The organism is Pseudomonas lundensis, assembly GCF_015377145.2.
Classification (GTDB): Bacteria; Pseudomonadota; Gammaproteobacteria; order Pseudomonadales; family Pseudomonadaceae; genus Aquipseudomonas; species Aquipseudomonas lundensis.
Window position 1 is genome coordinate 3,690,852 of the sequence record NZ_CP062158.2, and the last position, 26,293, is coordinate 3,717,144.

The 26,293-nt window shown below is 60.0% G+C and carries 19 protein-coding genes and 1 pseudogene; 13 read left to right on the forward strand and 7 right to left on the reverse strand.

What is annotated here, in order from left to right; translation table 11 throughout:
* Nucleotides 1-127: 127 nt before the first annotated feature.
* A complete protein-coding gene (gene tsf / locus IF654_RS17430) occupies nt 128-1,000 on the reverse strand; it encodes a translation elongation factor Ts (protein ID WP_047277212.1) in 873 nt (290 codons plus the stop codon).
* A 206-nt stretch (nt 1,001-1,206) separates the two neighbouring features.
* Nucleotides 1,207-1,947 carry a 30S ribosomal protein S2 gene (gene rpsB, locus IF654_RS17435; RefSeq protein WP_047277214.1) on the reverse strand — a complete coding sequence of 247 codons (741 nt, stop codon included), beginning with the start codon at nt 1,945-1,947 and terminating at the stop codon, nt 1,207-1,209.
* 378 nt (nt 1,948-2,325) lie between these two features.
* Here rpsB and map point away from each other — a divergent pair, with 378 nt between their 5' ends.
* The 3 genes from map to dapC are packed head-to-tail and all read left to right on the forward strand — an operon-like array spanning nt 2,326 to nt 7,093.
* Nucleotides 2,326-3,108 (forward strand): type I methionyl aminopeptidase, encoded by a 783-nt coding sequence (map, locus tag IF654_RS17440; protein ID WP_047277216.1) that lies wholly within the window; start codon nt 2,326-2,328, stop codon nt 3,106-3,108.
* Between the two features lie 56 nt (nt 3,109-3,164).
* Nucleotides 3,165-5,867 (forward strand): [protein-PII] uridylyltransferase, encoded by a 2,703-nt coding sequence (locus IF654_RS17445; protein ID WP_047277218.1) that lies wholly within the window; start codon nt 3,165-3,167, stop codon nt 5,865-5,867.
* 26 nt (nt 5,868-5,893) lie between these two features.
* On the forward strand, nt 5,894-7,093 hold the full coding sequence (gene dapC / locus IF654_RS17450; RefSeq protein ID WP_094988801.1) for a succinyldiaminopimelate transaminase: 1,200 nt from the start codon (nt 5,894-5,896) through the stop codon (nt 7,091-7,093).
* A gap of 55 nt (nt 7,094-7,148) precedes the next feature.
* Here dapC and IF654_RS17455 read toward each other — a convergent pair whose 3' ends face one another.
* The gene (locus IF654_RS17455) at nt 7,149-8,795 is read right to left on the reverse strand and encodes a Na+/H+ antiporter (RefSeq protein WP_047277221.1); all 1,647 of its coding nucleotides are present in this window, start codon (nt 8,793-8,795) and stop codon (nt 7,149-7,151) included.
* 249 nt (nt 8,796-9,044) lie between these two features.
* Between IF654_RS17455 and IF654_RS17460 the strand changes: the two genes are divergently transcribed.
* From IF654_RS17460 to IF654_RS17475, 4 genes are read left to right on the forward strand one after another with little or no spacing between them, the layout of a single operon-like run.
* Nucleotides 9,045-9,416 (forward strand): ArsC family reductase, encoded by a 372-nt coding sequence (locus IF654_RS17460; protein ID WP_194862191.1) that lies wholly within the window; start codon nt 9,045-9,047, stop codon nt 9,414-9,416.
* 42 nt (nt 9,417-9,458) lie between these two features.
* The gene (gene dapD, locus IF654_RS17465; RefSeq protein ID WP_047277225.1) at nt 9,459-10,493 is read left to right on the forward strand and encodes a 2,3,4,5-tetrahydropyridine-2,6-dicarboxylate N-succinyltransferase; all 1,035 of its coding nucleotides are present in this window, start codon (nt 9,459-9,461) and stop codon (nt 10,491-10,493) included.
* A 59-nt stretch (nt 10,494-10,552) separates the two neighbouring features.
* On the forward strand, nt 10,553-11,758 hold the full coding sequence (locus IF654_RS17470) for an aminotransferase class V-fold PLP-dependent enzyme (protein WP_047277226.1): 1,206 nt from the start codon (nt 10,553-10,555) through the stop codon (nt 11,756-11,758).
* A complete protein-coding gene (locus tag IF654_RS17475; RefSeq protein ID WP_194862190.1) occupies nt 11,755-12,162 on the forward strand; it encodes a SufE family protein in 408 nt (135 codons plus the stop codon). The genes IF654_RS17470 and IF654_RS17475 overlap by 4 nt, the downstream gene beginning before the upstream one ends.
* Before the next feature lie 90 nt (nt 12,163-12,252).
* On the opposite strand, the pseudogene tcdA reads toward IF654_RS17475, so the two are convergent.
* Nucleotides 12,253-13,047, reverse strand: a pseudogene (tcdA, locus tag IF654_RS17480) (tRNA cyclic N6-threonylcarbamoyladenosine(37) synthase TcdA); the annotation flags it as partial.
* Nucleotides 13,048-13,324: 277 nt separating this feature from the next.
* On the opposite strand from tcdA, the gene IF654_RS17485 reads away from it, so the two are divergent.
* The 4 genes from IF654_RS17485 to IF654_RS17500 all read left to right on the forward strand — a co-directional run bounded on the left by IF654_RS17485 (nt 13,325) and on the right by IF654_RS17500 (nt 18,477).
* Nucleotides 13,325-15,916, forward strand: coding sequence for a glycosyltransferase (locus IF654_RS17485; RefSeq protein WP_047277228.1), 2,592 nt, complete (start codon nt 13,325-13,327; stop codon nt 15,914-15,916).
* Nucleotides 15,917-16,056: 140 nt separating this feature from the next.
* Nucleotides 16,057-17,208 (forward strand): succinyl-diaminopimelate desuccinylase, encoded by a 1,152-nt coding sequence (dapE, locus tag IF654_RS17490; RefSeq protein ID WP_047277230.1) that lies wholly within the window; start codon nt 16,057-16,059, stop codon nt 17,206-17,208.
* Nucleotides 17,208-18,017, forward strand: a complete 810-nt coding sequence (locus IF654_RS17495) for a putative RNA methyltransferase (RefSeq protein WP_094987997.1) — start codon at nt 17,208-17,210, stop codon at nt 18,015-18,017. The genes dapE and IF654_RS17495 overlap by 1 nt, the downstream gene beginning before the upstream one ends.
* Before the next feature lie 79 nt (nt 18,018-18,096).
* Complete coding sequence (locus IF654_RS17500; protein ID WP_083333299.1) at nt 18,097-18,477, forward strand: hypothetical protein; 381 nt, start codon at nt 18,097-18,099, stop codon at nt 18,475-18,477.
* Nucleotides 18,478-18,576: 99 nt separating this feature from the next.
* Here the strand turns inward: IF654_RS17500 and IF654_RS17505 are convergent, their stop codons facing one another.
* Nucleotides 18,577-18,786: a cold-shock protein gene (locus IF654_RS17505; protein WP_047277236.1), complete on the reverse strand. Its 210-nt coding sequence runs from the start codon at nt 18,784-18,786 to the stop codon at nt 18,577-18,579.
* Nucleotides 18,787-19,025: 239 nt separating this feature from the next.
* Here IF654_RS17505 and plsB point away from each other — a divergent pair, with 239 nt between their 5' ends.
* Together plsB and IF654_RS17515 are read left to right on the forward strand one after the other, a co-directional pair.
* Nucleotides 19,026-21,539, forward strand: a complete 2,514-nt coding sequence (gene plsB, locus IF654_RS17510; protein ID WP_094987996.1) for a glycerol-3-phosphate 1-O-acyltransferase PlsB — start codon at nt 19,026-19,028, stop codon at nt 21,537-21,539.
* A 93-nt stretch (nt 21,540-21,632) separates the two neighbouring features.
* The gene (locus IF654_RS17515; protein ID WP_047277239.1) at nt 21,633-22,034 is read left to right on the forward strand and encodes a YbaY family lipoprotein; all 402 of its coding nucleotides are present in this window, start codon (nt 21,633-21,635) and stop codon (nt 22,032-22,034) included.
* A 56-nt stretch (nt 22,035-22,090) separates the two neighbouring features.
* Here the strand turns inward: IF654_RS17515 and IF654_RS17520 are convergent, their stop codons facing one another.
* Both IF654_RS17520 and IF654_RS17525 read right to left on the reverse strand, forming a co-directional pair.
* A complete protein-coding gene (locus IF654_RS17520) occupies nt 22,091-25,156 on the reverse strand; it encodes an efflux RND transporter permease subunit (protein WP_094987995.1) in 3,066 nt (1,021 codons plus the stop codon).
* A 5-nt stretch (nt 25,157-25,161) separates the two neighbouring features.
* Complete coding sequence (locus IF654_RS17525) at nt 25,162-26,262, reverse strand: efflux RND transporter periplasmic adaptor subunit (protein ID WP_047281115.1); 1,101 nt, start codon at nt 26,260-26,262, stop codon at nt 25,162-25,164.
* Between the last annotated feature and the right edge of the window lie 31 nt (nt 26,263-26,293).

Consider the following 26,293-nt stretch of genomic DNA (forward strand, 5'->3'; position numbering starts at 1 on the left):
GGATAACAGCACCATCGGATCGCGATTTTGTACACCGGTTCCGCCGGGCGAGGTAAAACCTTCACCCATTTGAAAAGAGGCTGCGCGCGTGAGCGGGCAGCCTCTTGGGTCGACAGTTGAAACCGTCTTATTGCTTGTTGGCTGCAGCCACTTGAGCAGCAACTTCTTCAGCGAAGTTGTCAACTGGCTTCTCGATGCCTTCGCCTACTTTGAAGTAAGTGAAGGAAACGATTTCTGCACCGGCCTTCTTGGCCAGCTCACCGACCTTGATTTCAGGGTTCTTGACGAACGCCTGCTCAACCAGGCTGGCTTCTGCCAGGAACTTGCTGATACGGCCTTTGACCATATTTTCAACAATGTTTTCTGGCTTGCCTTTGATTTTTTCTTCGTTCAGCTGCAGGAACACAGCTTTTTCGCGCTCGATTGCTTCTTCAGAAACTTCCGAAGGCAGCAGGAACTCAGGGTTGCTCGCCGCTACGTGCATGGCGATGTCACGAGCCAGCTCAGCGTTGCCGCCTTTGAGCGAAACCACAACACCGATTTTGTTGCCGTGCAGGTAAGCGTCAACCACGTCACCTTCAACACGCACCAGACGGCGAATGTTAACGTTCTCGCCTACTTTGGCAACCAGTGCTTCACGAGCAGATTCTTGAGCGGCGATCAGCGGAGCTGCGTCGGTCAGTTTGTCCGCGAATGCTTTTTCAACGCTGGCAGCCACGAAGTTTTTGAAGTCTTCTTGCAGAGCCAGGAAGTCGGTTTGCGAGTTAACTTCAAGAATAACGGCAGACTTGTTATCGTCAGCAACTTTCACTGCGATAGCGCCTTCAGCAGCAACGTTGCCTGCTTTTTTGGCGGCCTTGATGGCGCCCGAAGCACGCATGTCGTCGATGGCTTTTTCGATGTCGCCGCCAGCCTTGGTCAAGGCTTTCTTGCAATCCATCATGCCTTCGCCAGTACGCTCACGCAGTTCTTTAACCAACGCTGCAGTAATCTCTGCCATTTCAAAATTCCTCTTGGATAGGTTTTCAACCATTCCACCCGACCAAACGGGCGTTCAATTCGTATGAAGCCTGCCTCGATGCAACCCTGTGTGCCGCAATTTGATACAGCAACGACAGAGGCCTGTCCAACAAATGGATTTCGAGGTGGCAAAAAGGGGGCCAAGCCCCCTTTTTGCGTACTGAGTAAACGCTAGGCGTTTATTACTCAGCCTTCAACCGCTGCAGCTGGAGCGTCTTCGACGAAAACGTCGGTGCCGCCAGCAACGTGGTTACGGCCACGGATAACAGCGTCAGCCATCGCACCCATGTACAGCTGGATAGCGCGGATTGCGTCATCGTTGCCCGGGATGATGTAGTCAACGCCTTCCGGGCTGCTGTTGGTATCGACAACGCCGATTACCGGGATGCCCAACTTGTTAGCTTCGGTGATCGCGATACGCTCGTGGTCAACGTCGATAACGAACAGAGCGTCTGGCAGACCGCCCATGTCCTTGATACCACCCAGGCTACGATCCAGCTTTTCCAGATCGCGAGTGCGCATCAGCGCCTCTTTCTTGGTCAGCTTGGCGAAAGTACCGTCTTCTGCCTGCACTTCAAGGTCACGCAGACGCTTGATGGAAGCACGGATGGTTTTGAAGTTGGTGAGCATGCCGCCCAACCAGCGGTGATCCACGTACGGCGAACCGCAACGTGCTGCTTCTTCAGCAACGATCTTGCCAGCGGAACGCTTGGTGCCGACGAACAGAATCTTGTTTTTGCCCTGGGCCAGACGCTCTACGAAAGTCAGAGCTTCGTTGAACATTGGCAGGGTTTTTTCAAGGTTGATGATGTGAATCTTGTTACGCGCGCCAAAGATGTATTTACCCATCTTCGGGTTCCAGTAACGGGTTTGGTGACCGAAGTGCACACCGGCCTTCAGCATATCGCGCATAGTGACTTGGGACATGATAGTTCCTTAGTAAGTCGGGTTAGGCCTCCACGTATCCCAATGACCAACCAGCAGCTTCGAGCTGAAGGCACCCAGGTCATCGTGTCGACACGTGTGTGGGTTTGTGCTCACCGGGCTATACCCGGAAAGCGGCGCATTTTATAACACAAGACGGCCAAAAAACGAAACACGGATTCTGACTTTCTTCCACGCGCTTTTGCGCAAGCCGCGCAATAGCGCCAGAATGCCCCTTTCTATTAAGAGAAGCGATGGCGCAAGGCTCATGATTAACGCCGACCGTCTGTTAGAATCGCGTTTTTTCGCGGTGCGCGACGCCAGCCGTCACTTCGCACCTGCAATTCCGTTGATGAGCGCTAACGCGCAAAGAGAGCCTGTATGACCGTCACCCTCAAAACCCCCGAGGACATCGCAAAGATGCGCGTCGCCGGCAAACTGGCCGCCGAAGTCCTGGAAATGATCGCCGAGCACGTCAAGCCCGGCGTCACCACCGAAGAGCTCGACCGCATTTGCCACGACTACATTGTCAATGTGCAAAAGGCCATCCCGGCCCCGCTCAATTACAAAGGTTTCCCGAAGTCGATCTGCACCTCGGTCAACCACGTTGTCTGCCACGGCATTCCGGGCGACAAGGCCCTGAAAGACGGCGACACCCTGAACATCGACGTCACGGTAATCAAGGATGGCTACCACGGCGACACCAGCCGCATGTTCCACGTCGGCAAAGTGCCGGTCTGGGCCGAGCGCCTGTCGCAAGTGACCCAGGAATGCATGTACAAAGCCATCGAAATCGTCAAACCGGGCTGCCGCCTGGGTGATATCGGCGAAGTCATCCAGAAGCACGCTGAAAAGAACGGTTTTTCCGTCGTGCGTGAGTTCTGCGGCCACGGCATCGGCAAGGTATTCCACGAAGAGCCGCAGATCCTGCATTACGGCCGCGCCGGCACCGGCATGGAACTTAAAGCTGGCATGACCTTCACCATCGAGCCGATGATCAACCAGGGCAAGGCAGACACTAAAGTACTGGGTGATGGCTGGACCGCAATCACCAAGGACCGCAAGCTGTCGGCACAGTGGGAACACACCCTGTTGGTCACCGAGACGGGCTACGAGATTTTCACCCTGCGCAGCGATGACACCATCCCCCGCGTTTCGGCCTGATGTTTGCAGTCGCTTCTTTATAGATAGCCACAACCCAGCCATAGGAAAGCCAATCGATGCCGCAGGTGGATCCCGAACTTTTTGACCGTGGCCAGTTCCAGGCCGAGCTGGCCTTAAAAGCCAGCCCCATTGCCGCATTCAAAAAGGCGATCCGCCAGGCACGTGAAGTGCTCGACGACCGTTTTCGCAAAGGGCGCGACATTCGTCGCCTGATCGAAGATCGCGCCTGGTTCGTCGACTGCATCCTGAATCAGGCCTGGGACCAGTTCAGCTGGAGCACCGACGCCGACATCGCCCTCGTGGCCGTGGGCGGCTACGGCCGTGGCGAGCTGCACCCCTACTCCGACATTGACCTGCTTATCCTGCTGGATAACGCCGATCACGAAATTTTTCGCGACTCCATTGAGCGCTTTCTGACATTACTTTGGGACATTGGTCTGGAAGTCGGTCAAAGCGTGCGCTCGGTGGACGAGTGTGCCGAGCAGGCCCGGGCTGACCTGACCATCATCACCAACCTGATGGAAAGCCGCACCGTGGCGGGCCCTGAACATCTGCGCCAGCGCATGCTGGATGTCACCAGCACCGCGCACATGTGGCCCAGCAAGGATTTCTTCCTGGCCAAGCATGCCGAACAGAAAGCCCGGCATCACAAATACAACGACACCGAATACAACCTGGAGCCCAACGTCAAAGGCTCACCCGGCGGCCTGCGCGATATCCAGACCATCTTGTGGGTAGCGCGACGCCAATACGGCACCCTGAGCCTGCGCGCACTGGCCGGACAGGGGTTTCTGGTGGAGAGCGAGCACGCCCTGCTCGCCTCCTCCCAGGAGTTTTTGTGGAAGGTTCGCTACGCCCTGCACATGCTGGCCGGGCGCGCCGAAGATCGCCTGCTGTTCGACCATCAGCGCAGCATCGCTGAACTGCTGGGCTTCACCGGTGATGACACCAAGCACCTGATCGAAAACTTCATGCAACAGTATTACCGGGTGGTCATGAGCATCGCGCAGCTCAGCGACCTGATCATCCAGCACTTCGAAGAGGTGATCCTCGCCCCCGAAGACGAAGCGCCACCCGCCCCGATCAACTCGCGCTTCCAGTTGCACGACGGCTACATCGAAGCCACCAGCGACAACGTGTTCAAACGCACACCGTTCGCCATGCTGGAAATCTTCCTGCTGATGGCCCAGCGCCCGGAAATCAAGGGCGTGCGCGCCGATACGATTCGCCTGCTGCGTGAACATCGTTACCTGATCGACGACGATTTCCGTAACGACATCCGCAACACCAGCCTGTTTATCGAGTTGTTCAAATGCAAAATCGGCATTCACCGCAACCTGCGGCGAATGAACCGCTACGGCATTCTCGGGCGCTATTTGCCTGAATTCGGCTTTATCGTCGGCCAGATGCAGCACGATCTGTTCCACATCTACACCGTCGACGCCCACACGCTGAACCTGATCAAGCACCTGCGCAAATTGCAGTACACCCAGGTGTCGGACAAATTTCCGCTGGCCAGCAAATTGATGGCCAAGCTGCCGAAACCGGAACTCATTTACCTGGCAGGCCTTTACCACGACATCGGCAAAGGCCGCCATGGCGACCATTCCGAGATTGGCGCCGTGGATGCCGAAGCGTTTTGCATCCGTCATCAACTGCCCCAGTGGGACACGCGCCTGATCGTGTGGCTGGTCCAAAACCACTTGGTGATGTCGACCACCGCCCAACGCAAAGACCTGTCCGACCCGCAAGTCATCCACGATTTCGCCCAGACAGTCATCGATGAAACCCACCTTGACTACCTGTATGTACTGACCGTGGCCGACATCAACGCGACCAATCCGACCCTATGGAATTCGTGGCGGGCCAGCCTGTTGCGCCAGCTCTATACCGAGACCAAGCGCGCCCTGCGTCGCGGGCTGGAAAACCCTGTCGACCGCGAAGAGCAAATCCGCCAGACCCAAAGCGCGGCCCTCGACACGCTGGTGCGCAACGGCAACGATCAGGACGATGTCGAGCAGCTCTGGTCGCAGCTGGGGGATGACTACTTTCTGCGCCACACCTCCTCCGATGTGGCGTGGCACACCGAGGCCATCCTGCAACAGCCGGCCGACGGCGGCCCGCTGGTGCTGATCAAGGAAACCACCCAGCGCGACTTCGAAGGCGGCACGCAGATTTTCATCTACGCCCCCGACCAGCACGACTTCTTCGCCGTGACAGTGGCGGCAATGGACCAGCTCAACCTGAACATCCACGACGCGCGCATCATCACGTCCAGCAGCCAGTTCACCCTCGACACCTACATCGTACTCGATAACGATGGCGACTCGATTGGCAACAACCCCGAGCGCATCGAAAAGATCCGCAAGGGCCTGACCGAAGCCCTGCGCAACCCGGATGACTACCCGACCATCATCCAGCGCCGCGTGCCGCGCCAGCTCAAGCACTTCGCCTTTGCGCCACAGGTCACGATCCATAACGATGCACAACGCCCCGTAACGGTGCTCGAACTCAGCGCACCCGACCGCCCCGGCCTGCTGGCCCGCATTGGCATGATCTTCCTGGAATTCGATCTGTCGCTGCAAAACGCCAAGATCGCCACCTTGGGCGAGCGCGTCGAAGACGTTTTTTTCATTACCGATGAAAACAACCAACCCTTGTCTGACCCCCAACTGTGCATACGCCTGCAGGAAGCAATCGTGGAGCAATTAACGGTCAATAAAGATTCCGCCCCAGAACCGTGGCGCCTGAGCATTTAAGCGCCGCCGAGTGAGATCCGCACCCGATGAACAACGCTCTGAACCAGTTGCAGCCTTACCCGTTCGAAAAATTGCGCGCTTTGCTGGGCAGCGTGCAGCCCAATGCCGACAAACGCCCGATTGCGCTGTCGATTGGCGAGCCCAAGCACCGCTCCCCCGATTTCGTGGCCAAAGCCCTGGCCGACAACCTCGACCAGATGGCGGTCTACCCGACCACGCTGGGCATCCCGGCCCTGCGCGAGTCCATTGCCCACTGGGCCGAGCGCCGTTTCAACGTACCTGCGGGCTGGCTCGACCCGGCGCGTAACATCCTGCCGGTCAACGGCACCCGTGAAGCGCTGTTTGCCTTCACTCAAACCGTGGTCAACCGTGGCGACGACGCGCTGGTCATCAGCCCGAACCCGTTCTACCAAATCTACGAAGGCGCGGCCTTTCTCGCCGGGGCCACACCGCACTACCTGCCATGCCTGGCTGAACACGGCTTCAACCCCGATTTCGACGCTGTCCCGGCCGCCACGTGGCAGCGCTGCCAGATCCTGTTCCTGTGCTCGCCGGGCAATCCGACCGGCGCCCTGATCCCGCTTGAAACCCTGAAAAAGCTGATTGCGCTGGCCGACGAACACGACTTCGTGATTGCTGCCGATGAGTGCTACAGCGAACTCTATTTCGACGAAACCACCCCGCCCGTCGGCCTGCTCAGCGCCTGCGTAGCCTTGGGCCGCGAGGATTTCAAACGGTGCGTGGTGTTCCACAGCCTGTCCAAGCGCTCGAACCTGCCAGGGCTGCGGTCCGGCTTCGTTGCCGGTGATGCCGACATCCTCAAGGCGTTCTTGCTCTACCGCACCTACCACGGCTGCGCCATGCCTGTTCAAACCCAATTGGCCAGCATTGCCGCCTGGAATGATGAAGCCCACGTGCGCACCAACCGCGACCTGTACCGCGAGAAGTTTGACGCGGTGCTGGAGATTCTGAGCCCGGTCATGGATGTACAACGCCCGGATGGCGGCTTTTATCTGTGGCCGAATGTGAAAGGTGACGACGCCGCGTTCTGCCGCGACCTGTTTGCCGAAGAACACGTGACTGTGGTGCCGGGCTCGTACCTGTCACGTGAAGTCGATGGTTTCAACCCGGGCGCGGGCCGCGTGCGCATGGCGCTGGTCGCTCCCCTGGCTGAATGCGTGGAAGCCGCAGGGCGGATTCGCGCATTTATTGAACGCCGCACATAACCCCTGAAGCTGCAGGAGCGAGCACGCTCGCTCCTGCACACCGGCACGCACCGCGTTACTTCACTGTCCCCAGATTGGCTTCACTCAAGTCCAGATCGCGCAGGATTTCGCCGAGCACGTCATCGCCAATTTCGTGATGTCGACGCAGGCTGTAGAGCTCCAGGCGCTGTGCCCTGAGCGCTTTGAGGCGCAGGCGGCCTTCCAGTTCATCCATCTTCGATGCCAATGCCTGCGCTTCTGCAGAATCATTGAACACGTCAAGTTGATGCCGGTATTCAGACATGATCCGCGCCTTCAGCTCTGCGGCCAACGCCGCCTGGGCAGCGTCCGGCGGATGGTCTGGGTCAATCACCTCCTCGGTTTCCAGCGCATGGATGGCGGCCTCCGCCGTACGGCGCCAGGCTTCACGCACTTCAGTGCGCATCGCGTCATCCGAGCTTTGGGCGATGCCGCGCAACAATAACGGCAAGGCAATACAAGCCACGATCAACGACAGCAAGATCACCCCCGCCGCAATAAAGATCAGCAGCTCACGCTCGGGGAAATCAAGCCCTTCATTGAGCAACAAGGGAATCGACATCACGCCCGCCAGCGTCACTGCCCCGCGCACACCGCCTACGGTCAGAATCCAGCAGGAACGGGCCGTCGGCACCATCGTCAGTTCTTGCTTGCCGCGCCAGCGCCGCAATAAGCCGGACAAGCGCCAGATGCTCTGCACCCAGATAAAGCGCAGTGCGATCAAGACCAGGAAGATCACCACCACATCCAGGATGCGATACATCAGCGTGGGCCAGAGGTGGGTTTCCAGCCTGACAACCGCCTTGATGATGTCAGGCAGTTGCAGCCCCAACAGCAAGAAGATCAGCCCGTTAAACGCAAACTCCAATAAGCCCCAGACGCTGCGGTTCAGCAAACGGGTACTGGTTTGACGCGGCAACAGGTCCAGCCAGCTCTGCATCATCCCCGCGGCCACGGCCGACAAAATCCCGGACGCGCCCAGACGTTCGGCCAGTACGTAGGCGGCGAAAGGCAGCAGCAACATGAACACAACGTGCGTTGCCGGGTCGTCCCAACCGCGAGCGATCATCCACGAGCGCATGCGCCCGACCACCCAGCTCAACGCCACACCAATGGCCAGGCCGCCACAGGCCACCAACAGGAAGGTGACACTGGCATTGGCCAACGAAAAAACGCCCGTGATCGCTGCCGCCAACGCGAATTTGAACGTCACCAGGCCCGTCGCGTCATTCATCAACGCTTCCCCTTGCAACATATGCATCAAGGGCGCCGGTAAACGGTTTTGCGCAATGGCTGAGACCGCCACGGCGTCGGTCGGCGACAGGACGGCAGCCAGCGCGAAGGCAACGGGTAAAGGAATGGTCGGCAGCAACCAGTGAATGAAGTACCCCGCGCCCACCACCGTAAATAACACCAACCCCACGGCCAGCGTCAGGATCGGCCCCTTAAGGCGCCAGAATTCGCGCTTGGGGATGCGCCAGCCATCCGAAAACAGCAACGGCGGCAAGAACAGAAACAGGAACAGCTCGGGGTCCAGCGCCACGTGCAGCCCCAGAGTGGGCCAGGCCAGCAAGGCGCCCGCGGCGATTTGCACCAAGGGCAGCGGCAACGGAATCAAACGCCCCAACAGACGCGAGACCCCCACCAGCATCAGCAGGATGAGGACGGTATAGGCGGTTTGCATATCAGCAAGGTTCCCGGACACGCCGCTTTAATCAGAACGGCTTTAAACTAAACATAAGTAGCAACACTTTTCCATCAAGAGCCATAGTAGCCTTTAACCACTAACTCTGACCGCTGAACAAAAGTCGCAATGGCGTGATGACATGTCACAACACTGTGGCAACCTCTACGGCTGGCGCATCCGGCGCGCCGGTCGTGGCATAATCCGCGACCGCTCATTTTCAGCATCTCCAAAGGAGGGGCAATTTCCGTGACCGACTCGAGCAAGACGTTGCACCTTTTTGGCATTAAAGCCTGCGACACCATGAAAAAGGCTCGCACCTGGCTGGATGAACATGGGGTGCCTTACGATTTTCACGACTACAAAAGCAGCGGCATCGACCGCGATCACCTGAACCAGTGGTGCAACGAACACGGCTGGCAAGTGGTGCTCAACCGGGCCGGAACAACCTTTCGCAAACTCGACGACGAACACAAAGCCGATCTCGACCAAGCCAAAGCCGTTGAACTGATGCTCGCCCAACCCTCGATGATCAAGCGCCCGGTGCTCGATCTCGGTGACAAAACCCTGATTGGCTTCAAGCCAGATCTTTATGCGGCGGCCCTTCCTCAAAAGGCTTAAAGGCCACGGTTCCGCCCATTTATTTTTGTAAGAGGTAATTGCATGTCTACTACCCTGTTCAGCGCAGCCTTCGGCGTCGGCACCCAAAACCGTCAAGGCGCATGGCTGGAAGTGTTCTACGCACAGCCCCTGCTCAACCCGTCGGCCGAGCTGATCGCAGCCATCGCTCCGATTCTGGGTTACACCGGCGGCAATCAGGCAATCACCTTCACCACGGCTCAAGCCGCACAGATGGCCGAAGCCGCCAAACCTGTGGACGCGGCCCAGGCTGCCCTGCTGACCCGTCTGGCTGAAAGCCACAAGCCGCTGGTTGCCACATTGCTGGCAGAAGACGCCGCCCTGACGTCCACCCCCGAGGCGTACCTCAAGCTGCACCTGTTGTCGCACCGTCTGGTCAAGCCCCACGGCCTGAGTCTGGCGGGCGTGTTCCCGCTGCTGCCAAACGTGGCCTGGACCAGCCAGGGCGCCATCGACCTGAGCGAACTGGCCGAGCGTCAACTCGAAGCCCGCCTGCGTGGCGAACTGCTGGAAGTGTTCTCGGTCGACAAATTCCCGAAAATGACCGACTACGTGGTCCCGGCTGGCGTGCGCATCGCCGACGCAGCCCGCCTGCGTCTGGGTGCTTACATCGGCGAAGGCACCACTGTGATGCACGAAGGTTTCGTCAACTTCAACGCAGGCACTGAAGGCCCGGGCATGATCGAAGGCCGTGTCTCGGCGGGCGTGTTTGTCGGCAAGGGCTCTGACCTGGGCGGCGGCTGCTCGACCATGGGCACCCTGTCGGGCGGCGGCAACATCGTGATCAAGGTGGGCGAAGGCTGCCTGATCGGCGCCAACGCCGGTATCGGCATCCCGCTGGGCGACCGTAACACCGTGGAGTCGGGCCTGTACGTGACCGCTGGCACCAAAGTGGCCCTGCTGGACGAAAACAACCAACTGGTCAAAGTGGTCAAGGCTCGCGAGCTGGCCGGTCAACCTGACCTGCTGTTCCGTCGCAACTCCGAAACCGGCGCCGTGGAATGCAAAACCCACAAGTCGGCCATCGAGCTGAACGAAGCCCTGCACGCTCACAACTAAGCGTCTGTCTGCCACTGACGGGGCCGGCTTCCGGCCTCGTCAACTGAGCCCTGAACACCATGCTTTTGCCTTCTCCCTGGCGTGCGGACTTTCCGGCCATCGCCGCTTTGCAACGTCAGGACCAGACCTATCTGGACAACGCTGCTACCACACAAAAACCCCAGGCCCTGCTTGACGCACTGACGCATTACTACGCCAGTGGCGCCGCCAATGTGCACCGGGCCCAACATTTACCGGGCGCCCACGCCACTCAGGCGTTCGAACACAGCCGCACAAAAGTCGCTCACTGGCTCAACGCTGGCGACTGCGGCACCGTGGTTTTCACCCACGGCGCCACCTCGGCACTCAACCTGCTGGCCTATGGGCTGGAGCACCACTTTACGGCGGGCGATGAAATCGTCATCAGCGCCCTTGAACACCACGCCAATCTGCTGCCCTGGCAACAGCTGGCCCAGCGGCAACACCTGAAACTGGTGATTCTGCCGCTTGACGACGACGGCCTCATTGACCTGCACGCCGCCGCCAAACTCATCACCCCGCGCACCCGTCTGCTGGCCGTGAGTCAGTTGTCGAACGTCCTCGGCGTCTGGCAACCCTTGCCCGCCTTGCTGTCCCTGGCCAAGGCACAGAATGCGCTGACCGTGGTCGATGGCGCACAGGGCGTGGTTCATGGTCGCCACGACGTGCAGGCGCTGGGGTGCGACTTCTACGTGTTCTCCAGTCATAAGCTCTATGGCCCGGACGGGCTGGGCGTGCTGTTCGGGCGCCATGAAGCCTTGGCCCGCCTGCGGCACTGGCAATTGGGGGGCGAGATGGTGCAAGACGCCGACTACCACCACGCAACCTTCCGCCCGGCGCCCCTGGGTTTTGAAGCGGGCACCCCGCCGATTGCCAGCGTGATCGGCCTGGGCGCGACCTTGAGCTATCTGGCGAGCCTGGATCAGCGGGCGGTTGAAGCTCACGAAGCGGCCTTGCACGCTCTGCTGGTCGAAGGCTTGAAGCAGCGCGAGGGCGTTCGCCTGCTGGGCAAGCCGCAACTGGCCCTGGTGAGCTTTGTCGTCGATGGCGTACACAACGCCGACCTGGCGCATTTGCTCACAGAACAAGGCATAGCCGTGCGCGCTGGCCATCATTGCGCAATGCCCCTTCTTAAAGGCATGGGTTTGGCAGGCGCCATTCGCGTGTCCTTGGCGCTGTACAACGACTCTGAAGACCTTGAGAGATTCTTCGTCGCGCTAGACCAGGCGCTGGAGTTACTGCGATGACCTTACCCACAGAGGCGCAAGCAGCGCTCGACAGTTTTGAGCAGTGCTCAGGCTGGGAGCAGCGCGCCCGCTTGCTGATGCAATGGGGCCAGCGCATGCCGGCACTGGATGAGCACGCCAGGACCGATGCGAATCGGGTGCACGGCTGTGAAAGCCTGGTGTGGCTGGTCGGAGAGCTCAAAGACGGTCGCTGGCAGTTTGCCGCCAGCAGCGATGCTCGCTTGATTCGCGGGCTGGTTGCTTTACTGCTGGCGCGGGTAAATGGTTTAACGACCGAAGAACTCCAGCAGGTGGATTTACCGGCGTGGTTCGAACAGTTGGGGCTCAGCCGCCAACTGTCTGCCTCCCGCAGCAATGGCCTGAACGCCGTGTTGCAGCGGATGCGTGAACTGGCGCTCGGTTAACGGTCAGGCGGCCGGCTTATCTGAATTGACGCACTCACCCGCCTCGCTCGACGGGAGCGGGTCTGGCTGAGCACGTGGCGGTTGCTTGAGCTTTTCTGAGGGCCGACGCACGCCCGCCACGATTTTGTCCACCGCCTTGGTGGCCGCGACCATGCCGAAGGTCGCCGTCACCATCATCACCGCGCCAAAGCCGCCCGCACAGTCCAGCTTCACGCCGTCCCCGACGAAACTTTTCTGCAGGCAAATGCTGCCATCAGGCTTGGGATAGCGCAGTTGTTCAGTGGAAAACACGCAAGGCACGCTGTAGTGACGGGTCACCGTGCGCGAGAACCCATAATCGCGACGTAACGTGGAGCGTACTTTCGAGGCCAGCGGGTCGTTGAAGGTGCGGTTCAGGTCGCACACTTGGATCAACGTAGGGTCGATTTGCCCGCCCGCACCGCCGGTGGTGATGATCTGGATTTTGCGGCGCTTGCACCAGGCAATCAGCGCCGCTTTTGCATTCACGCTGTCAATGCAGTCGATCACGCAATCGATGTCCGGGGTGATGTACTCGGCCATGGTTTCACGGGTCACGAAGTCCGCCACAGCATGCACTGTGCAGGCCGGGTTGATCTCACGCAGGCGCTCGGCCATCACCTCGACCTTGTCCCGACCAACGGTCGAGCTCAAGGCATGCAGTTGGCGGTTGGTGTTGCTGACGCACACGTCATCGAGGTCGAACAGCGAAATTTCACCCACGCCACAACGGGCAATGGCTTCGGCAGCCCACGACCCGACACCGCCCACACCAACGATTGCCACATGGGCGCGACGCAGACGGTCCATGCCTTCCAGACCATACAACCGGGCGACACCGGCAAACCGCGGATCTTCTGTACTCATAACCACCACCCCAAAAACCGGCGCGCATTATAGGGGTCTCACACTGTGCTTGAGTACATTTCCTGCGAGACTTCCGACCAAGCCTGTTTTAATAGCCGACTAAGTCGCAAGATAAGAGCTACAAGTAATAAAGAAAGAACTTAAGTCGACTATCGCTGCCAAACGCCGAACCATATGCCGCCTGCTGTACGCATCGTTAAGAGCCAGTGTAGGATGCGCGCCGTTTGGCACGTGCCGACCGATCTTCGTTCCACACCCTTTGGAACCCAAAACAGTTATGTCATCGCGTAAATTTGGACTCAACCTGGTGGTGGTTCTGGCCATTGCCGCCCTCTTCACCGGCTTCTGGGCGCTGATCAATCGCCCGGTCTCCGCGCCCAACTGGCCCGAGCAAATCTCCGGTTTTTCGTACTCGCCGTTTCAGCAAGGCCAGTACCCGCAGAAAGACCAATACCCGTCCGACGATGAAATGCGTCGCGACCTGGAGATCATGAGCAAGCTGACCGACAACATCCGTACCTATTCGGTCGACGGCACGCTGGGTGACATCCCCAAGTTGGCGGAAGAGTTCGGCTTGCGCGTCACCATCGGTATCTGGATCAGCCCTGACCAAGCGCGCAATGAGCGCGAAATCCAGAAAGCCATCGAGCTGGCCAACAATTCGCGCAGCGTTGTACGCGTGGTAGTAGGCAACGAAGCCCTGTTCCGTGAAGAGATCACGCCAGAAGAGCTGATCGTGCTGCTCGATCGCGTGCGCGCGGCCGTCAAGGTGCCCGTGACCACGTCCGAGCAATGGCACATTTGGGAGAAATACCCGCAACTGGCCAAGCACGTAGACCTGATTGCCGCGCACATCCTGCCGTACTGGGAATTTATCCCGGTGGACAAGGCTGGCGAATTTGTACTGGACCGTGCCCGGGACCTGAAAAAACTGTTCCCGAAAAAACCTTTGCTGCTGTCGGAAGTGGGCTGGCCGAGCAACGGCCGCATGCGCGGCGGTGCGGATGCCAGCCCAGCCGATCAGGCGATTTACTTGCGTAACCTGGTCAACACCCTGAACCGTCGCGGTTACAACTATTTTGTGATCGAAGCCTTCGACCAACCCTGGAAGGCCAGTGACGAAGGCTCTGTGGGCGCGTACTGGGGCGTGTACAACGCCGCTCGCCAACAGAAATTCAACTTCGAAGGCCCGGTCGTGGCGATCCCGCAATGGCGCGTCCTGGCCATTGGCTCGGTCGTCATGGGCTTGCTGTCCTTGGCATTGCTGCTGATTGATGGTTCGGCATTGCGCCAGCGCGGTCGCACCTTCCTGACCTTCACGGCCTTTTTGTGCGGGTCGGTGCTGGTATGGATCGGTTACGACTACAGTCAGCAATACAGCACCTGGTTCAGCCTCACCGTAGGCTTCTTGCTGGGGCTCGGCGCCCTCGGGGTGTTTATCGTCCTGTTGACCGAGGCCCACGAACTGGCGGAAGCCGTGTGGATTCGCAAGAGGCGCAGGGAGTTTTTACCGGTCGATAGCGACAACGCCTACCGACCAAAAGTCTCGATTCACGTGCCGTGCTACAACGAGCCGCCCGCCATGGTCAAACAGACCCTGGACGCGCTGGCCAACCTCGATTACCCGGACTTCGAAGTGTTGATCATCGACAACAACACCAAGGACCCGGCGGTCTGGGAGCCGGTGCGCGATTACTGCGCCACCCTGGGCCCACGTTTCAAGTTCTTCCACGTCGCCCCGCTCGCAGGCTTCAAGGGTGGCGCGTTGAACTACCTGATCCCGCATACCGCGCCGGATGCCGAAGTGATTGCGGTCATCGACTCCGATTACTGTGTGGACCGCAACTGGCTCAAACACATGGTGCCGCACTTCGCGGACCCGAAAATCGCCATCGTGCAGTCGCCTCAGGACTATCGCGACCAGACTGAAAGCACCTTCAAAAAACTCTGCTATTCCGAGTACAAGGGTTTCTTCCACATCGGCATGGTGACCCGTAATGACCGTGACGCGATCATCCAGCACGGCACCATGACCATGACCCGCCGCTCGGTGCTCGAAGAACTGGGCTGGGCAGATTGGTGCATTTGCGAAGATGCCGAGCTGGGCTTGCGGGTGTTCGAAAAGGGTTATTCCGCCGCCTATTCCCACAACAGCTACGGCAAAGGGCTGATGCCCGATACCTTTATCGACTTCAAGAAACAGCGATTCCGCTGGGCCTACGGCGCGATTCAGATTATCAAGCGTCACGCGGCCAGCCTGCTCTGGGGCAAGGGTTCTCAGTTGACCCGTGGCCAGCGTTATCACTTCCTGGCGGGCTGGTTGCCGTGGGTGGCGGATGGCATGAACATCTTCTTCACCGTCGGGGCACTGCTGTGGTCGGCGGCGATGATTATCGTGCCGACGCGGGTCGACCCGCCGCTGCTGATTTTCGCGATTCCGCCGCTGGCGCTGTTTGTGTTCAAGGTCGGCAAAATCATCTTCCTGTACCGCCGCGCCGTGGGGGTCAACCTCAAAGATGCGTTTGCGGCGGCATTGGCCGGGCTGGCGCTGTCGCACACCATCGCCAAAGCGGTGCTGTACGGATTTTTCACCACCAGCATTCCGTTTTTCCGTACACCCAAGAACGCTGATAACCACGGCTTCTGGGTCGCCATCTCGGAAGCACGGGAAGAAGTGTTCATCATGCTGCTGCTCTGGGGCGCCGCGGTCGGGATCTTTTTCGTCCAGGGCCTGCCGAGCAACGACATGCGTTTCTGGGTGGTGATGCTGCTGGTGCAATCGCTGCCGTATCTGGCGGCGCTGGTGATGGCCTTTATGTCTTCTCTGCCAAAACCGGTGGAAGCGCCTGAAGAACTGCCTGCTGCCTAAATTGACAGCAACCACTAAACGGCGGCCTCTGGTCGCCGTTTTGCTTTAAGATAACCGCCCTTTGGCGCCAGCCCTGCAGGCGCGAGCATGCTCGCGATGACACCTGCGCCCTTACACGCCCAGCTTCGGAGTCCACCACCATGACGGCCCACGCCGACCTCTCGCCGACCCTGCAACTTGCCTGCGATCTGATCCGTCGCCCTTCCGTGACGCCAATCGACGCCGATTGCCAGAAGCTGATGATGCAGCGCCTGGGTGATGCCGGCTTCACGCTGGAACCGATGCGTATTGAAGACGTGGACAACTTCTGGGCCACCCACGGTCGTCATGACGGCCCGGTGCTGTGCTTTGCCGGTCACACCGACGTGGTGCCGACCGGCCCGGTGCAAGCCTGGCAAAACGACCCGTTCGATGCGCTGATCGACGAGCACGGCATGCTGTGCGGGCGCGGCGCCGCTGACATGAAAGGCAGCCTGGCCGCCATGCTGGTGGCCGCCGAACGCTTCGTGGCGGACTACCCGGACCACAAGGGCTCGGTCGCCTTTCTGATCACCAGCGACGAAGAAGGCCCGGCCCACCACGGAACTAAAGCCGTGGTTGAGCGTTTTGCTGCGCGCAAGGAGCGTCTGGACTGGTGCATCGTGGGCGAACCGTCGAGCACGACGCTGGTGGGCGACGTGGTTAAAAACGGTCGCCGCGGCTCTCTGGGCGCCAAGCTCACGGTGCGCGGCGTGCAAGGTCATGTGGCCTACCCGCACCTGGCGAAAAACCCGATTCACCTGGCCGCGCCAGCACTGGCCGAACTGGCCGCCGAACACTGGGACAACGGCAACGACTTCTTCCCGCCGACCAGTTTCCAGATCTCCAACCTCAACTCGGGGACCGGCGCGACCAACGTGATTCCGGGCGAACTGGTCGCGGTGTTCAACTTCCGGTTCTCCACCGAGTCCACGGTCGAAGGGTTGCAGCAGCGCGTCGCTGACATACTCGACAAACACGGCCTGGACTGGCACATCGAATGGGCCTTGTCGGGCTTGCCGTTCCTCACCGAACCGGGCGCCTTGCTGGACGCCGTCTCGTCGAGCATCAAGCAAGTGACCGGCCGCGATACCCAAGCCTCCACCAGCGGCGGCACCTCTGACGGTCGCTTTATCGCCACCCTCGGTACGCAAGTGGTTGAGCTGGGGCCGGTCAACGCGACGATCCACCAGGTCAACGAACGCGTGCTGGCCAGCGACCTCGACGTGCTGACCGAAATCTACTACCAAACCCTGATCAAGTTGCTCGCCTGATGCTTGCCTGCCCTATTTGCTCCGAGCCGCTGACGGCGGTCGATAATGGCGTGGTCTGCCCGGCAGGCCATCGTTTTGACCGTGCGCGTCAGGGGTATCTGAACCTGCTGCCGGTGCAGCACAAAAACAGCCGCGACCCCGGCGACAATCAGGCCATGGTTGAAGCCCGTCGCGACTTTCTTAACGCGGGGCATTACGCCCCCGTGGCCAAGCGGCTGGCGGAACTGGCAGCCGAGCGCGCGCCGCAACGCTGGCTCGACATCGGCTGTGGCGAGGGGTACTACACCGCGCAAATCGCTGAAGCCTTGCCTCACGCTGATGGCTATGCGCTGGATATCTCCCGCGAGGCCGTTAAACGCGCCTGCAAACGCAACCCGCAGCTGACCTGGCTGATCGCCAGCATGGCCCGCGTGCCGTTGGCGGACGCCAGTTGTCAGTTTTTGGCCAGCGTCTTCAGCCCGCTGGACTGGCTGGAAGCCAAGCGCCTGCTCAGCCCCGGCGGCGGCTTGATGCGTGTCGGGCCGACCCGCGGGCACTTGATGGAGTTGCGTGAGCGCCTGTACGACGAAGTGCGCGATTACGCCGACGACAAGCACCTGGCGCTGATTCCCGAAGGCATGCAGTTGCAACACAGTGAAACACTGTCGTTTGAACTGCACTTGAGCGAGCCTCAGGACCGCGCCAACTTGTTGGCCATGACGCCCCACGGCTGGCGCGCCAGTGCCGAACGTCGCACTGGCGTCATCGAACACCCCGAGCCGTTAATCGTGACCGTCTCCATGCGTTACGATTTTTTCGTGCTTCAATAACCGACTTAACGGTCAAGGGCGCTCCCCTTGGCCCGACTAATCCGCGAATGGATTTTTCAGACACGCAGTGAGGACATCCATGCGCCAGCCCGATATCGAGATTTACCTGAAAGATTCCGACGTTACCTACAAAGACGTCGAAGCTTGGCTGTCAGACGTTCTGGGCGAATGCTCGGAATGGAAGAAGAAAGGCGGTACGTACCAATGCACGGCGGGCAACGTGCCTGTGACATGGATTCCCAAAGCCGTCGGCAAATGGAACAGCCTGTATCTGGACAGTGACCAAACGCCTTGGGAAGACGACATCGCCTGCGCCCAGGCCGCGTTTGCGGCACTGAACATCGAAGTGCGGTGCGCGCCGGGCAGTTGGGCAGAAGAACAGGGCGAAGCAGACGCTGACCGCTGGGTTCGCATCAGCGCAGACGGTAAAGAAGAAATCACCTGGAAAACCGGTTCCTGAAACACTCAAACGCGTAGCGGCTGCTGCAGGACGGGACAGGCCAGCGGGGCAAGTCCTGCGGCTAGGAACCCGGCCTGAAGCAGCGGCTACACGGGGCGATTACAGGCCCACCACATCCTCGGCCTGTAGCCCCTTGTCACCCTTGACCTGGGTGTATTCAACCTGCTGCCCTTCAGCCAGCGAGCGATGGCCCTCGCCACGAATGGCGCGGTAGTGCACAAACACATCAGCGCCACCGTCGCACTGAATGAAGCCATAGCCTTTGGCGTCGTTGAACCATTTCACATTGCCGGTTAACCGCGTCGTCATACTTGCATCCCCTTATTGTTTTTAATGGGCTTGCTCATTCAGCCCGTTGAGAACTTTCGCTCGAACTTATAGTTTGCTGAAAACGTCTTACACTTCATGGCGAAAGAGCACCGAGTATAAGTCAGCGAGAAAAACACTCAATCAATATTAGTTCGCTGCTTTTTTGCCGATTTTCCAGAGATACGGCACACTACGCGACCGAGTAAACACTCGTTTTAATCCACTAATGCAGAAGCCGTATGACCCGTTCCCCGTTTCGCCGTCTTGTGTTTGGCGCCTTGCGTCGCTTGCTGTACCTGTGGGTACGCTCGGAGACCATTAATCAGTCGTCCTTCACCCTGAATCTGGACCGCAGCCGGCCGGTGTTCTACGTCCTGCAAACGCCCTCCATTACCGAACTGGCCGTGGTCGACGCCGAGTGCACCAAGGCCGGCCTGCCGCGCCCGGTGCTGCCGGTGGCCGTCGGGCAGATGGTCGAGCCTGCCGCGTTCTTCTACCTGACGCCCGAGCCCGACTGGCTGGGCCGTCAGGACAAGCGCGGCGCTCCGCCCACCCTGACCCGGCTCGTGGACAGCCTGACACTGCACCCCGGCGAAGACGCGCAAATCATCCCGGTCAGCGTGTTCTGGGGCCAATCCCCTGACAGCGAATCGAGCCCCTGGAAACTCTTGTTTGCCGACAGCTGGGCCGTTACCGGGCGTCTGCGCCGTTTACTGCGCATCCTGATTCTGGGGCGCAAGACCCGCGTGCAGTTTTCTGCGCCCATTCACTTGCGCGAGCTGGTCGACCACAACAAAGGTCACGAGCGCACCGTGCGCATGGCCCAGCGCATCCTGCGGGTTCACTTTCGCAACCTGAAAACCGCCGTGATCGGCCCCGACCTGTCGCACCGCCGCAACCTGGTCAAAGGCCTGATCAACGAACCGGCCGTGCGTCAGGCGATCCTCGAAGAAGCCCAGCGCGAAAACATTTCGGCCGACAAAGCCAAGGCCCAGGCGCTGCGTTACGCCAACGAAATTGCCTCCGACTACACCTACACCGCGATCCGCTTTCTGGAAGTGGTGCTGAGCTGGTTCTGGAACAAGATTTACGACGGGATCAAGGTCAACCACATCGAAGGCGTGCAAGACGTCGCGCAAGGTCACGAGATCATCTACGTACCCTGTCACCGCAGCCATATCGACTATTTGCTGCTGTCCTACCTGCTGTTTCGCAACGGCTTGACCCCGCCGCACATCGCGGCCGGGATCAACCTCAACATGCCGGTCATCGGCAGCCTGTTGCGCCGGGGCGGCGCTTTTTTCATGCGTCGCACGTTCAAGGGCAACCCGCTGTACACCTCGGTGTTCAACGAATACCTGCACACCTTGTTCACCAAGGGCTTCCCGGTGGAGTACTTCGTCGAAGGCGGGCGCTCGCGCACCGGACGCATGCTGCAACCCAAGACCGGCATGCTGGCCATCACCCTGCGCAGCTTCCTGCGCTCGTCGCGCATGCCCATCGTGTTCGTGCCGGTGTACATCGGTTACGAGCGTGTGCTTGAAGGCCGTACTTACCTGGGCGAATTGCGCGGGGCGAGCAAGAAGAAAGAGTCAATCTTCGACATTTTCAAAGTCATCGGTGCCCTCAAGCAGCGTTTTGGCCAAGTGGCCGTCAACTTTGGCGAGCCGATCAAACTGGCCGAGTTTCTCGACCACGAGCAGCCGGACTGGCGCCAGCAAGCATTGGGGCCGACGTATCGTCCTGACTGGTTGAACGCCACGACCCATCGTCTGGGTGAGAAAGTGGCGCAGCACCTGAACGAAGCGGCCGCGATCAACCCGGTCAATCTGGTGGCGCTGGCGTTGCTCTCCACCAGCAAGCTGGCGCTGGACGATCGCGCCATGGCGCGGGTGCTGGACCTGTACCTCGCGTTGCTGCGTCGCGTGCCGTATTCGCCGCACACCACCTTGCCCGAAGGCGACGGACGGGCGCTGATTGAACACGTGAAGGACATGGACCTGCTGTCCGAACAAAGTGATGCACTGGGCAAGATCCTGTACCTGGATGAGCAAAATGCAGTCCTGATGACCTACTACCGCAACAACGTGTTGCACATCTTTGCCTTGCCGTCGTTGCTGGCCAGTTTCTTCCAGAGCGCGTCGCGCATGACCCGCGAACAGATCCTGCGCTACACCCGCGCCCTGTACCCGTACCTGCAATCGGAGCTGTTTATCCGCTGGTCGCTGGACGAGCTGGACGGCGTGGTCGATCAATGGCTTGAGGCCTTTGTCGAGCAAGGTCTGTTGCGCTTCGAAAATGACGTATACCTGCGCCCGGTGCCCAGTTCGCGGCACTTTGTGTTGCTGACGCTGCTGTCCAAAAGCATCGCGCAAACCCTGCAACGTTTTTACATGGCCATTTCGCTGCTGCTTAACAGCGGCCAAAACACCCTCAGCGCCGAGGAGCTGGAAGACCTGTGCACGATGATGGCTCAGCGCCTGTCGATCCTGCACGGCCTGAACGCCCCGGAGTTTTTCGACAAGAGCCTGTTCCGTCACTTTATCCAGACCTTGCTGGAAGAAGACGTGTTGCGACGCGATGCCAATGGCAAGTTGAGCTACCACGCGTTGCTTGGGGAGCTGGCCGAAGGCGCCGCCAAACGCGTACTGCCTGCCGAGATTCGCCTATCGATCCGCCAAGTGGCGCTGCACCGGGCCGAAGACGCCGATGAGCAGGAGCACCCGCCGCTCTCGCTTGAGAAACACCTGTAAAACGCGGTTAAGCCTGTGCTGATGCCCTATGCGTCACGCAGGCTTGCCCTATTCACCGCATCGTCTTGATGCCTACTGAAGGGAAGCCTCTTTATGAAAAAAATCCTGATCCTCAGCCTCACGGCCCTGCTCGGAGCCTGCAGCTCAATGAACTCCACACCTCAAGCCACCCTCGACGGCGAAGTGTTCTACCTACAACGCATCGCCCTGCCGCCCACCGCCACACTGGAAGTAAGCTTGCAGGACGTGTCGCTGGCCGACGCGCCGGCAGTCACGCTGGCCAAACAAAGCGGCCCGGTCAAAGGCCAGGTCCCGCTGCCGTTTCACTTGCGCTATGACCCGGCGAGCGTCAAACCCGGCCATACTTATGCCATCAGCGCTCGCATTGAAGACAACGGCCAACTGCTGTTCATCAACACTGAACGCAACAGCGTGGACCTCAACGCCAAAACGCTGCAGCCGCTGCGTCTGCGCGTCGATCAAGTGGCACACTGATCAACCCGCGCCAAGCCCTGCCGTACCTGACGGCAGGGTTTGCACAGCCAGGCGGGTCAGCCTTTCTTCACCCGGAACCACGCCGCATACAGGGCGGGCAAAAACAGCAATGTCAGCGCAGTCGCCACGATCAGGCCACCCATGATCGCCACGGCCATCGGGCCGAAGAACACACTGCGTGACAGCGGAATCATCGCCAGCACCGCCGCCAGCGCGGTCAGCACAATCGGCCGGAACCGCCGTACCGTCGCCTCGATAATCGCCTGCCAGGTATCCAGCCCCGCCGCTTTGTCCTGCTCGATCTGGTCCACCAGGATCACCGAGTTGCGCATGATCATCCCCGAGAGCGCAATCGTCCCCAGCATCGCCACGAACCCGAACGGCTGATTGAACACCAGCAGGAACAGCGTCACACCGATCAGGCCCAGCGGCGCGGTCAGGAACACCATCGCCATGCGCGAAAAACTGCGCAGCTGCACCATCAGCAAGGTCAACACCACCACGATAAACAGGGGCACCCCAGCCTTCACCGAGTTCTGGCCGCGTGTGGAGTCCTCCACTGTGCCGCCCACGTCCAGCAAGTAACCGTCCGGCAATTGAGCCCGCACCGGTTCAAGGGTGGGCAGAATCTGCTGCACCAGGGTCGCCGGTTGTTCCTTGCCATAAATATCGGCGCGCACGGTGACGTTGGGCAGACGGTTGCGGTGCCAGATGATGCCTTCCTCGAAGCCATATTCCAGCGTTGCAATCTGCGACAAGGCGACGCTCTGGCCGTTATCGGTGGGCACCGCCAGACTCGGCAGCAACGCAAGTTCGGTGCGCTCATGGGGCGTGCCGCGCAACAGGATTTCAATCAACTCGTTGTCTTCGCGGTACTGGCTGACCGTCGAGCCCAACAGCGTGCTTTGCAAAAAGCGCGACAGGTGGGCAGTGCTGACACCCAAAGCCCGTGCGCGGTCCTGATCGACGTTCAGGTACACGACCTTGCTCGGCTCTTCCCAGTCCAGGTGCACGTTCACCACATGCGGGTTTTCACGCACCTTGGCCGCCACTTTACGCGCCAGCGCCCGCACCTCTTCAATGTGCTCACCGGTCACGCGAAACTGCACCGGATAACCCACGGGCGGCCCGTTTTCCAGACGGGTGACCCGCGAGCGCACCGTCGGGAACTGCTCGTTGAGCGTATCGATCAGCCAGGTGCGCAAGCGCTCGCGGTCTTCGATGGTCTTTGCCAGCACCACAAATTGCGCAAAGCTGGCCGCGGGCAATTGCTGATCCAGGGGCAAGTAATAGCGCGGTGAGCCAGTACCCGCATAGGCCACGTAATTGACGATGCCGGGATGGTCTTTGAGCAAGGCTTCGAGGCGCTGCACCTGTTCAGTGGTGTTGCTCAGCGATGCGCCTTCGGCCAGTTTCAGGTCCACCATCAGCTCCAGACGGCTGGAGGCCGGGAAGAACTGCTGCGGCACAAACTTGAACAGCACCACCGAGCCGATGAACAGCAACACGGTCAGGGCAATCACGGTTTTGCGGCGGCGCACGCACCACTCCACCAGGCGCCGGATCCGCTGGTAAAACGGTGTCCCGTAGGGGTCGGGAGCGCCCTCGCCCGTGCCATGTCGGGCGGCATGGCGCTTGGCCAGATCCGGGAGCAACAACGCGCCCAGGTAGGGCACGAACACCACGGCCGCGATCCACGACGCCAGCAACGCAATGGTCACCACCTGAAAAATCGAACGCGTGTATTCCCCGGTGCTGGACTGCGCCATGGCAATCGGCAGAAAGCCTGCCGCTGTAATCAGCGTACCGGTGAGCATCGGGAAGGCCGTGCTGGTCCAGGCAAAGCTCGCCGCCTTGAACCGGTCGTAACCCTGCTCCATTTTGATGGCCATCATTTCCACTGCGATGATGGCGTCGTCCACCAACAAACCCAGCGCCAGTACCAGAGCCCCCAGCGAGATCTTGTGCAAGCCAATGCCGAAGTAATGCATGGTGGCAAACGTCATGGCCAGCACCAGCGGAATGGCCAGCGCCACCACCATGCCGGTGCGCACACCCAGCGAGAAAAAACTCACCAGCAACACAATCACCAGCGCCTCGATCAGCACCTGCACGAATTCACCGACGCTGGTGCTCACCGCTGCCGGCTGATCCGAGACTTTGCTCAATTGCAGGCCGGCGGGCAGTTTTTTCTGGAGGCGGGAAAACTCGGCCTCCAGCGCCTTGCCCAGCACCAGAATGTCGCCGCCGTCTTTCATCGCCACGGCCAGACCAATCGCGTCCTGCCCCATGAAGCGCATGCGCGGCGCGGGTGGATCATTGAACCCGCGGCGTACATCGGCCACGTCCTCGATGCGCAAGGTGCGTTCGCCCACGCGTATGGGGAAACGCTCGATCTCTTCTACCGTTTTGAAATTACCGCTGACCCGCAGTTGCACACGCTCGGTCGGTGTCTCAAAAAAACCGGCGGTCGAGACAGCGTTTTGTTCTTCGAGTGCTTTTTGTACCGCCTCCAGGGGCAGCCCCAGGGTGGCCAGCTTGAGGTTGGAGAGTTCGATCCAGATTTTTTCGTCCTGCAAGCCGAGTAATTCGACCTTGCCCACATCGTTGACCCGTTGCAGCTGGATCTGGATGCGATCGGCGTAGTCCTTGAGCACCGCGTAGTCGTACCCTTCGCCACTCAGGCTGTAGATATTGCCGAATGTGGTGCCGAATTCGTCGTTGAAAAAAGGCCCCTGAATCCCCGGCGGCAAACTGTGATGAATGTCGCTGATCTTTTTGCGGACCTGATACCACAGCTCGGGGATTTGGTTGGAGTGCATGGAGTCCCGGGCCATGAACGTCACTTGCGACTCACCGGGGCGCGAGAACGACACGATGCGCTCGTACTCCCCGGTTTCCATCAGCTTCTTTTCGATCCGCTCAGTGACCTGACGTGACACTTCTTCTGCCGTGGCACCTGGCCACAGCGTACGAATAACCATGGCCTTGAAGGTGAACGGCGGGTCTTCGCTCTGGCCTAATTTGGTGTAGGAAAGCCCGCCAACGATGGCCAGCAGTAACATTAAAAACAGCACGATCTGGCGATTGCGCAATGCCCACGCAGACAGGTTAAAGCCCATGGGTATTACTCCTTCGCCGCGGTATTGATCGTTCGGTTGGAGCGATCAATCGGCCGGATCTCTTGCCCATCGTGCAGCACATGCACGCCAGCCGCCACCACCCAATCGGCGGGCGTCAGGCCTTCCAGCACCGGCACACTGCTCTGGCCATACGGGCCAACCCGTACCGCCACCTGCTGCAACTTGTTGCCCTGACCCACACGCCAGACGTACGTCGCGCCGTTTTCCGCACTCAAGGCTGACAGCGGCACGGACAACGCATTCACCCCCTCCTGCGCAATGAACACCCGCGCACTCTGGCCCAACTCAGCAGGCACTTGGCCCGCCGTGAAGGCGATGCGCGCGGCAAAGGTGCGGGATTTGGGGTCAGCCGAGGGGGAGAGTTCGCGAATCCGCCCGCTGAAACGCTGACCGGGTTGTGACCACAGCTCAACCGACACCGGCAGCCCGATCTTGAAACGGCCGAACGCCTGTTCGGGCAGGCTGATCAACACGTCACGCTCTCCGTCGGCGGCCAACGAGAAAACGGTCTGACCGGCCGACACGACTTGCCCGACTTCCACCTGGCGCTGGGCAATCACGCCATCTTGCGGGGCGCGCAGCACCGCGTAGCTGGCCTGATTACTGGCCACATCCTGTTCAGCCTTAAGTTGCTGAAGCTTGGCTTCGCCCGCACGGTAGAGGTTTTCTGCGTTATCGAACTGCGAGCGGCTGACCATCTGCCGCTCCAAGAGGGTTTTGTAGCGGTCGCGCTCCGAACGCACCAGGCTCAGGTTGGCCTGCGCGGCCGCCACCTGAGCGCGGGTGGCTTCCAGTTGCAGGCGAACGTCTTGGGGGTCCAGTTCGGCCAGCGACTGGTTGGCCTTGACCCGCTCACCTTCATCCACCCACCGTTTAGTGACCTTGCCGCCAATACGAAAGGCCAGTTGCGGGTCAAAGCGGGCACGGACTTCGCCGGGATAACTCTGGGTGGCCACTGCCGAAGGCTGAGGTTGCACCACGATGGCGGGGCTGATGCTCACCTGAACAGGCTCCTCATGCCCGCACGCAGCTAACAAAAACACCAGACAGACAGGCACAGCGCGGGGCAAGGCATGACGCAGCATGGAGACGACCTTTCGCTTATGGGGCTTGGAA

Coding starts and splice junctions, on each gene's coding strand:
- tsf (WP_047277212.1), bottom strand. CDS start 1,000: ATGGCAGAGATTACTGCAGCGTTGGTTAAAGAACTGCGTGAGCGTACT.
- rpsB (WP_047277214.1), bottom strand. CDS start 1,947: ATGTCCCAAGTCACTATGCGCGATATGCTGAAGGCCGGTGTGCACTTC.
- map (WP_047277216.1), top strand. CDS start 2,326: ATGACCGTCACCCTCAAAACCCCCGAGGACATCGCAAAGATGCGCGTC.
- IF654_RS17445 (WP_047277218.1), top strand. CDS start 3,165: ATGCCGCAGGTGGATCCCGAACTTTTTGACCGTGGCCAGTTCCAGGCC.
- dapC (WP_094988801.1), top strand. CDS start 5,894: ATGAACAACGCTCTGAACCAGTTGCAGCCTTACCCGTTCGAAAAATTG.
- IF654_RS17455 (WP_047277221.1), bottom strand. CDS start 8,795: ATGCAAACCGCCTATACCGTCCTCATCCTGCTGATGCTGGTGGGGGTC.
- dapD (WP_047277225.1), top strand. CDS start 9,459: ATGTCTACTACCCTGTTCAGCGCAGCCTTCGGCGTCGGCACCCAAAAC.
- IF654_RS17470 (WP_047277226.1), top strand. CDS start 10,553: ATGCTTTTGCCTTCTCCCTGGCGTGCGGACTTTCCGGCCATCGCCGCT.
- IF654_RS17475 (WP_194862190.1), top strand. CDS start 11,755: ATGACCTTACCCACAGAGGCGCAAGCAGCGCTCGACAGTTTTGAGCAG.
- IF654_RS17485 (WP_047277228.1), top strand. CDS start 13,325: ATGTCATCGCGTAAATTTGGACTCAACCTGGTGGTGGTTCTGGCCATT.
- dapE (WP_047277230.1), top strand. CDS start 16,057: ATGACGGCCCACGCCGACCTCTCGCCGACCCTGCAACTTGCCTGCGAT.
- IF654_RS17495 (WP_094987997.1), top strand. CDS start 17,208: ATGCTTGCCTGCCCTATTTGCTCCGAGCCGCTGACGGCGGTCGATAAT.
- IF654_RS17500 (WP_083333299.1), top strand. CDS start 18,097: ATGCGCCAGCCCGATATCGAGATTTACCTGAAAGATTCCGACGTTACC.
- IF654_RS17505 (WP_047277236.1), bottom strand. CDS start 18,786: ATGACGACGCGGTTAACCGGCAATGTGAAATGGTTCAACGACGCCAAA.
- plsB (WP_094987996.1), top strand. CDS start 19,026: ATGACCCGTTCCCCGTTTCGCCGTCTTGTGTTTGGCGCCTTGCGTCGC.
- IF654_RS17515 (WP_047277239.1), top strand. CDS start 21,633: ATGAAAAAAATCCTGATCCTCAGCCTCACGGCCCTGCTCGGAGCCTGC.
- IF654_RS17520 (WP_094987995.1), bottom strand. CDS start 25,156: ATGGGCTTTAACCTGTCTGCGTGGGCATTGCGCAATCGCCAGATCGTG.
- IF654_RS17525 (WP_047281115.1), bottom strand. CDS start 26,262: ATGCTGCGTCATGCCTTGCCCCGCGCTGTGCCTGTCTGTCTGGTGTTT.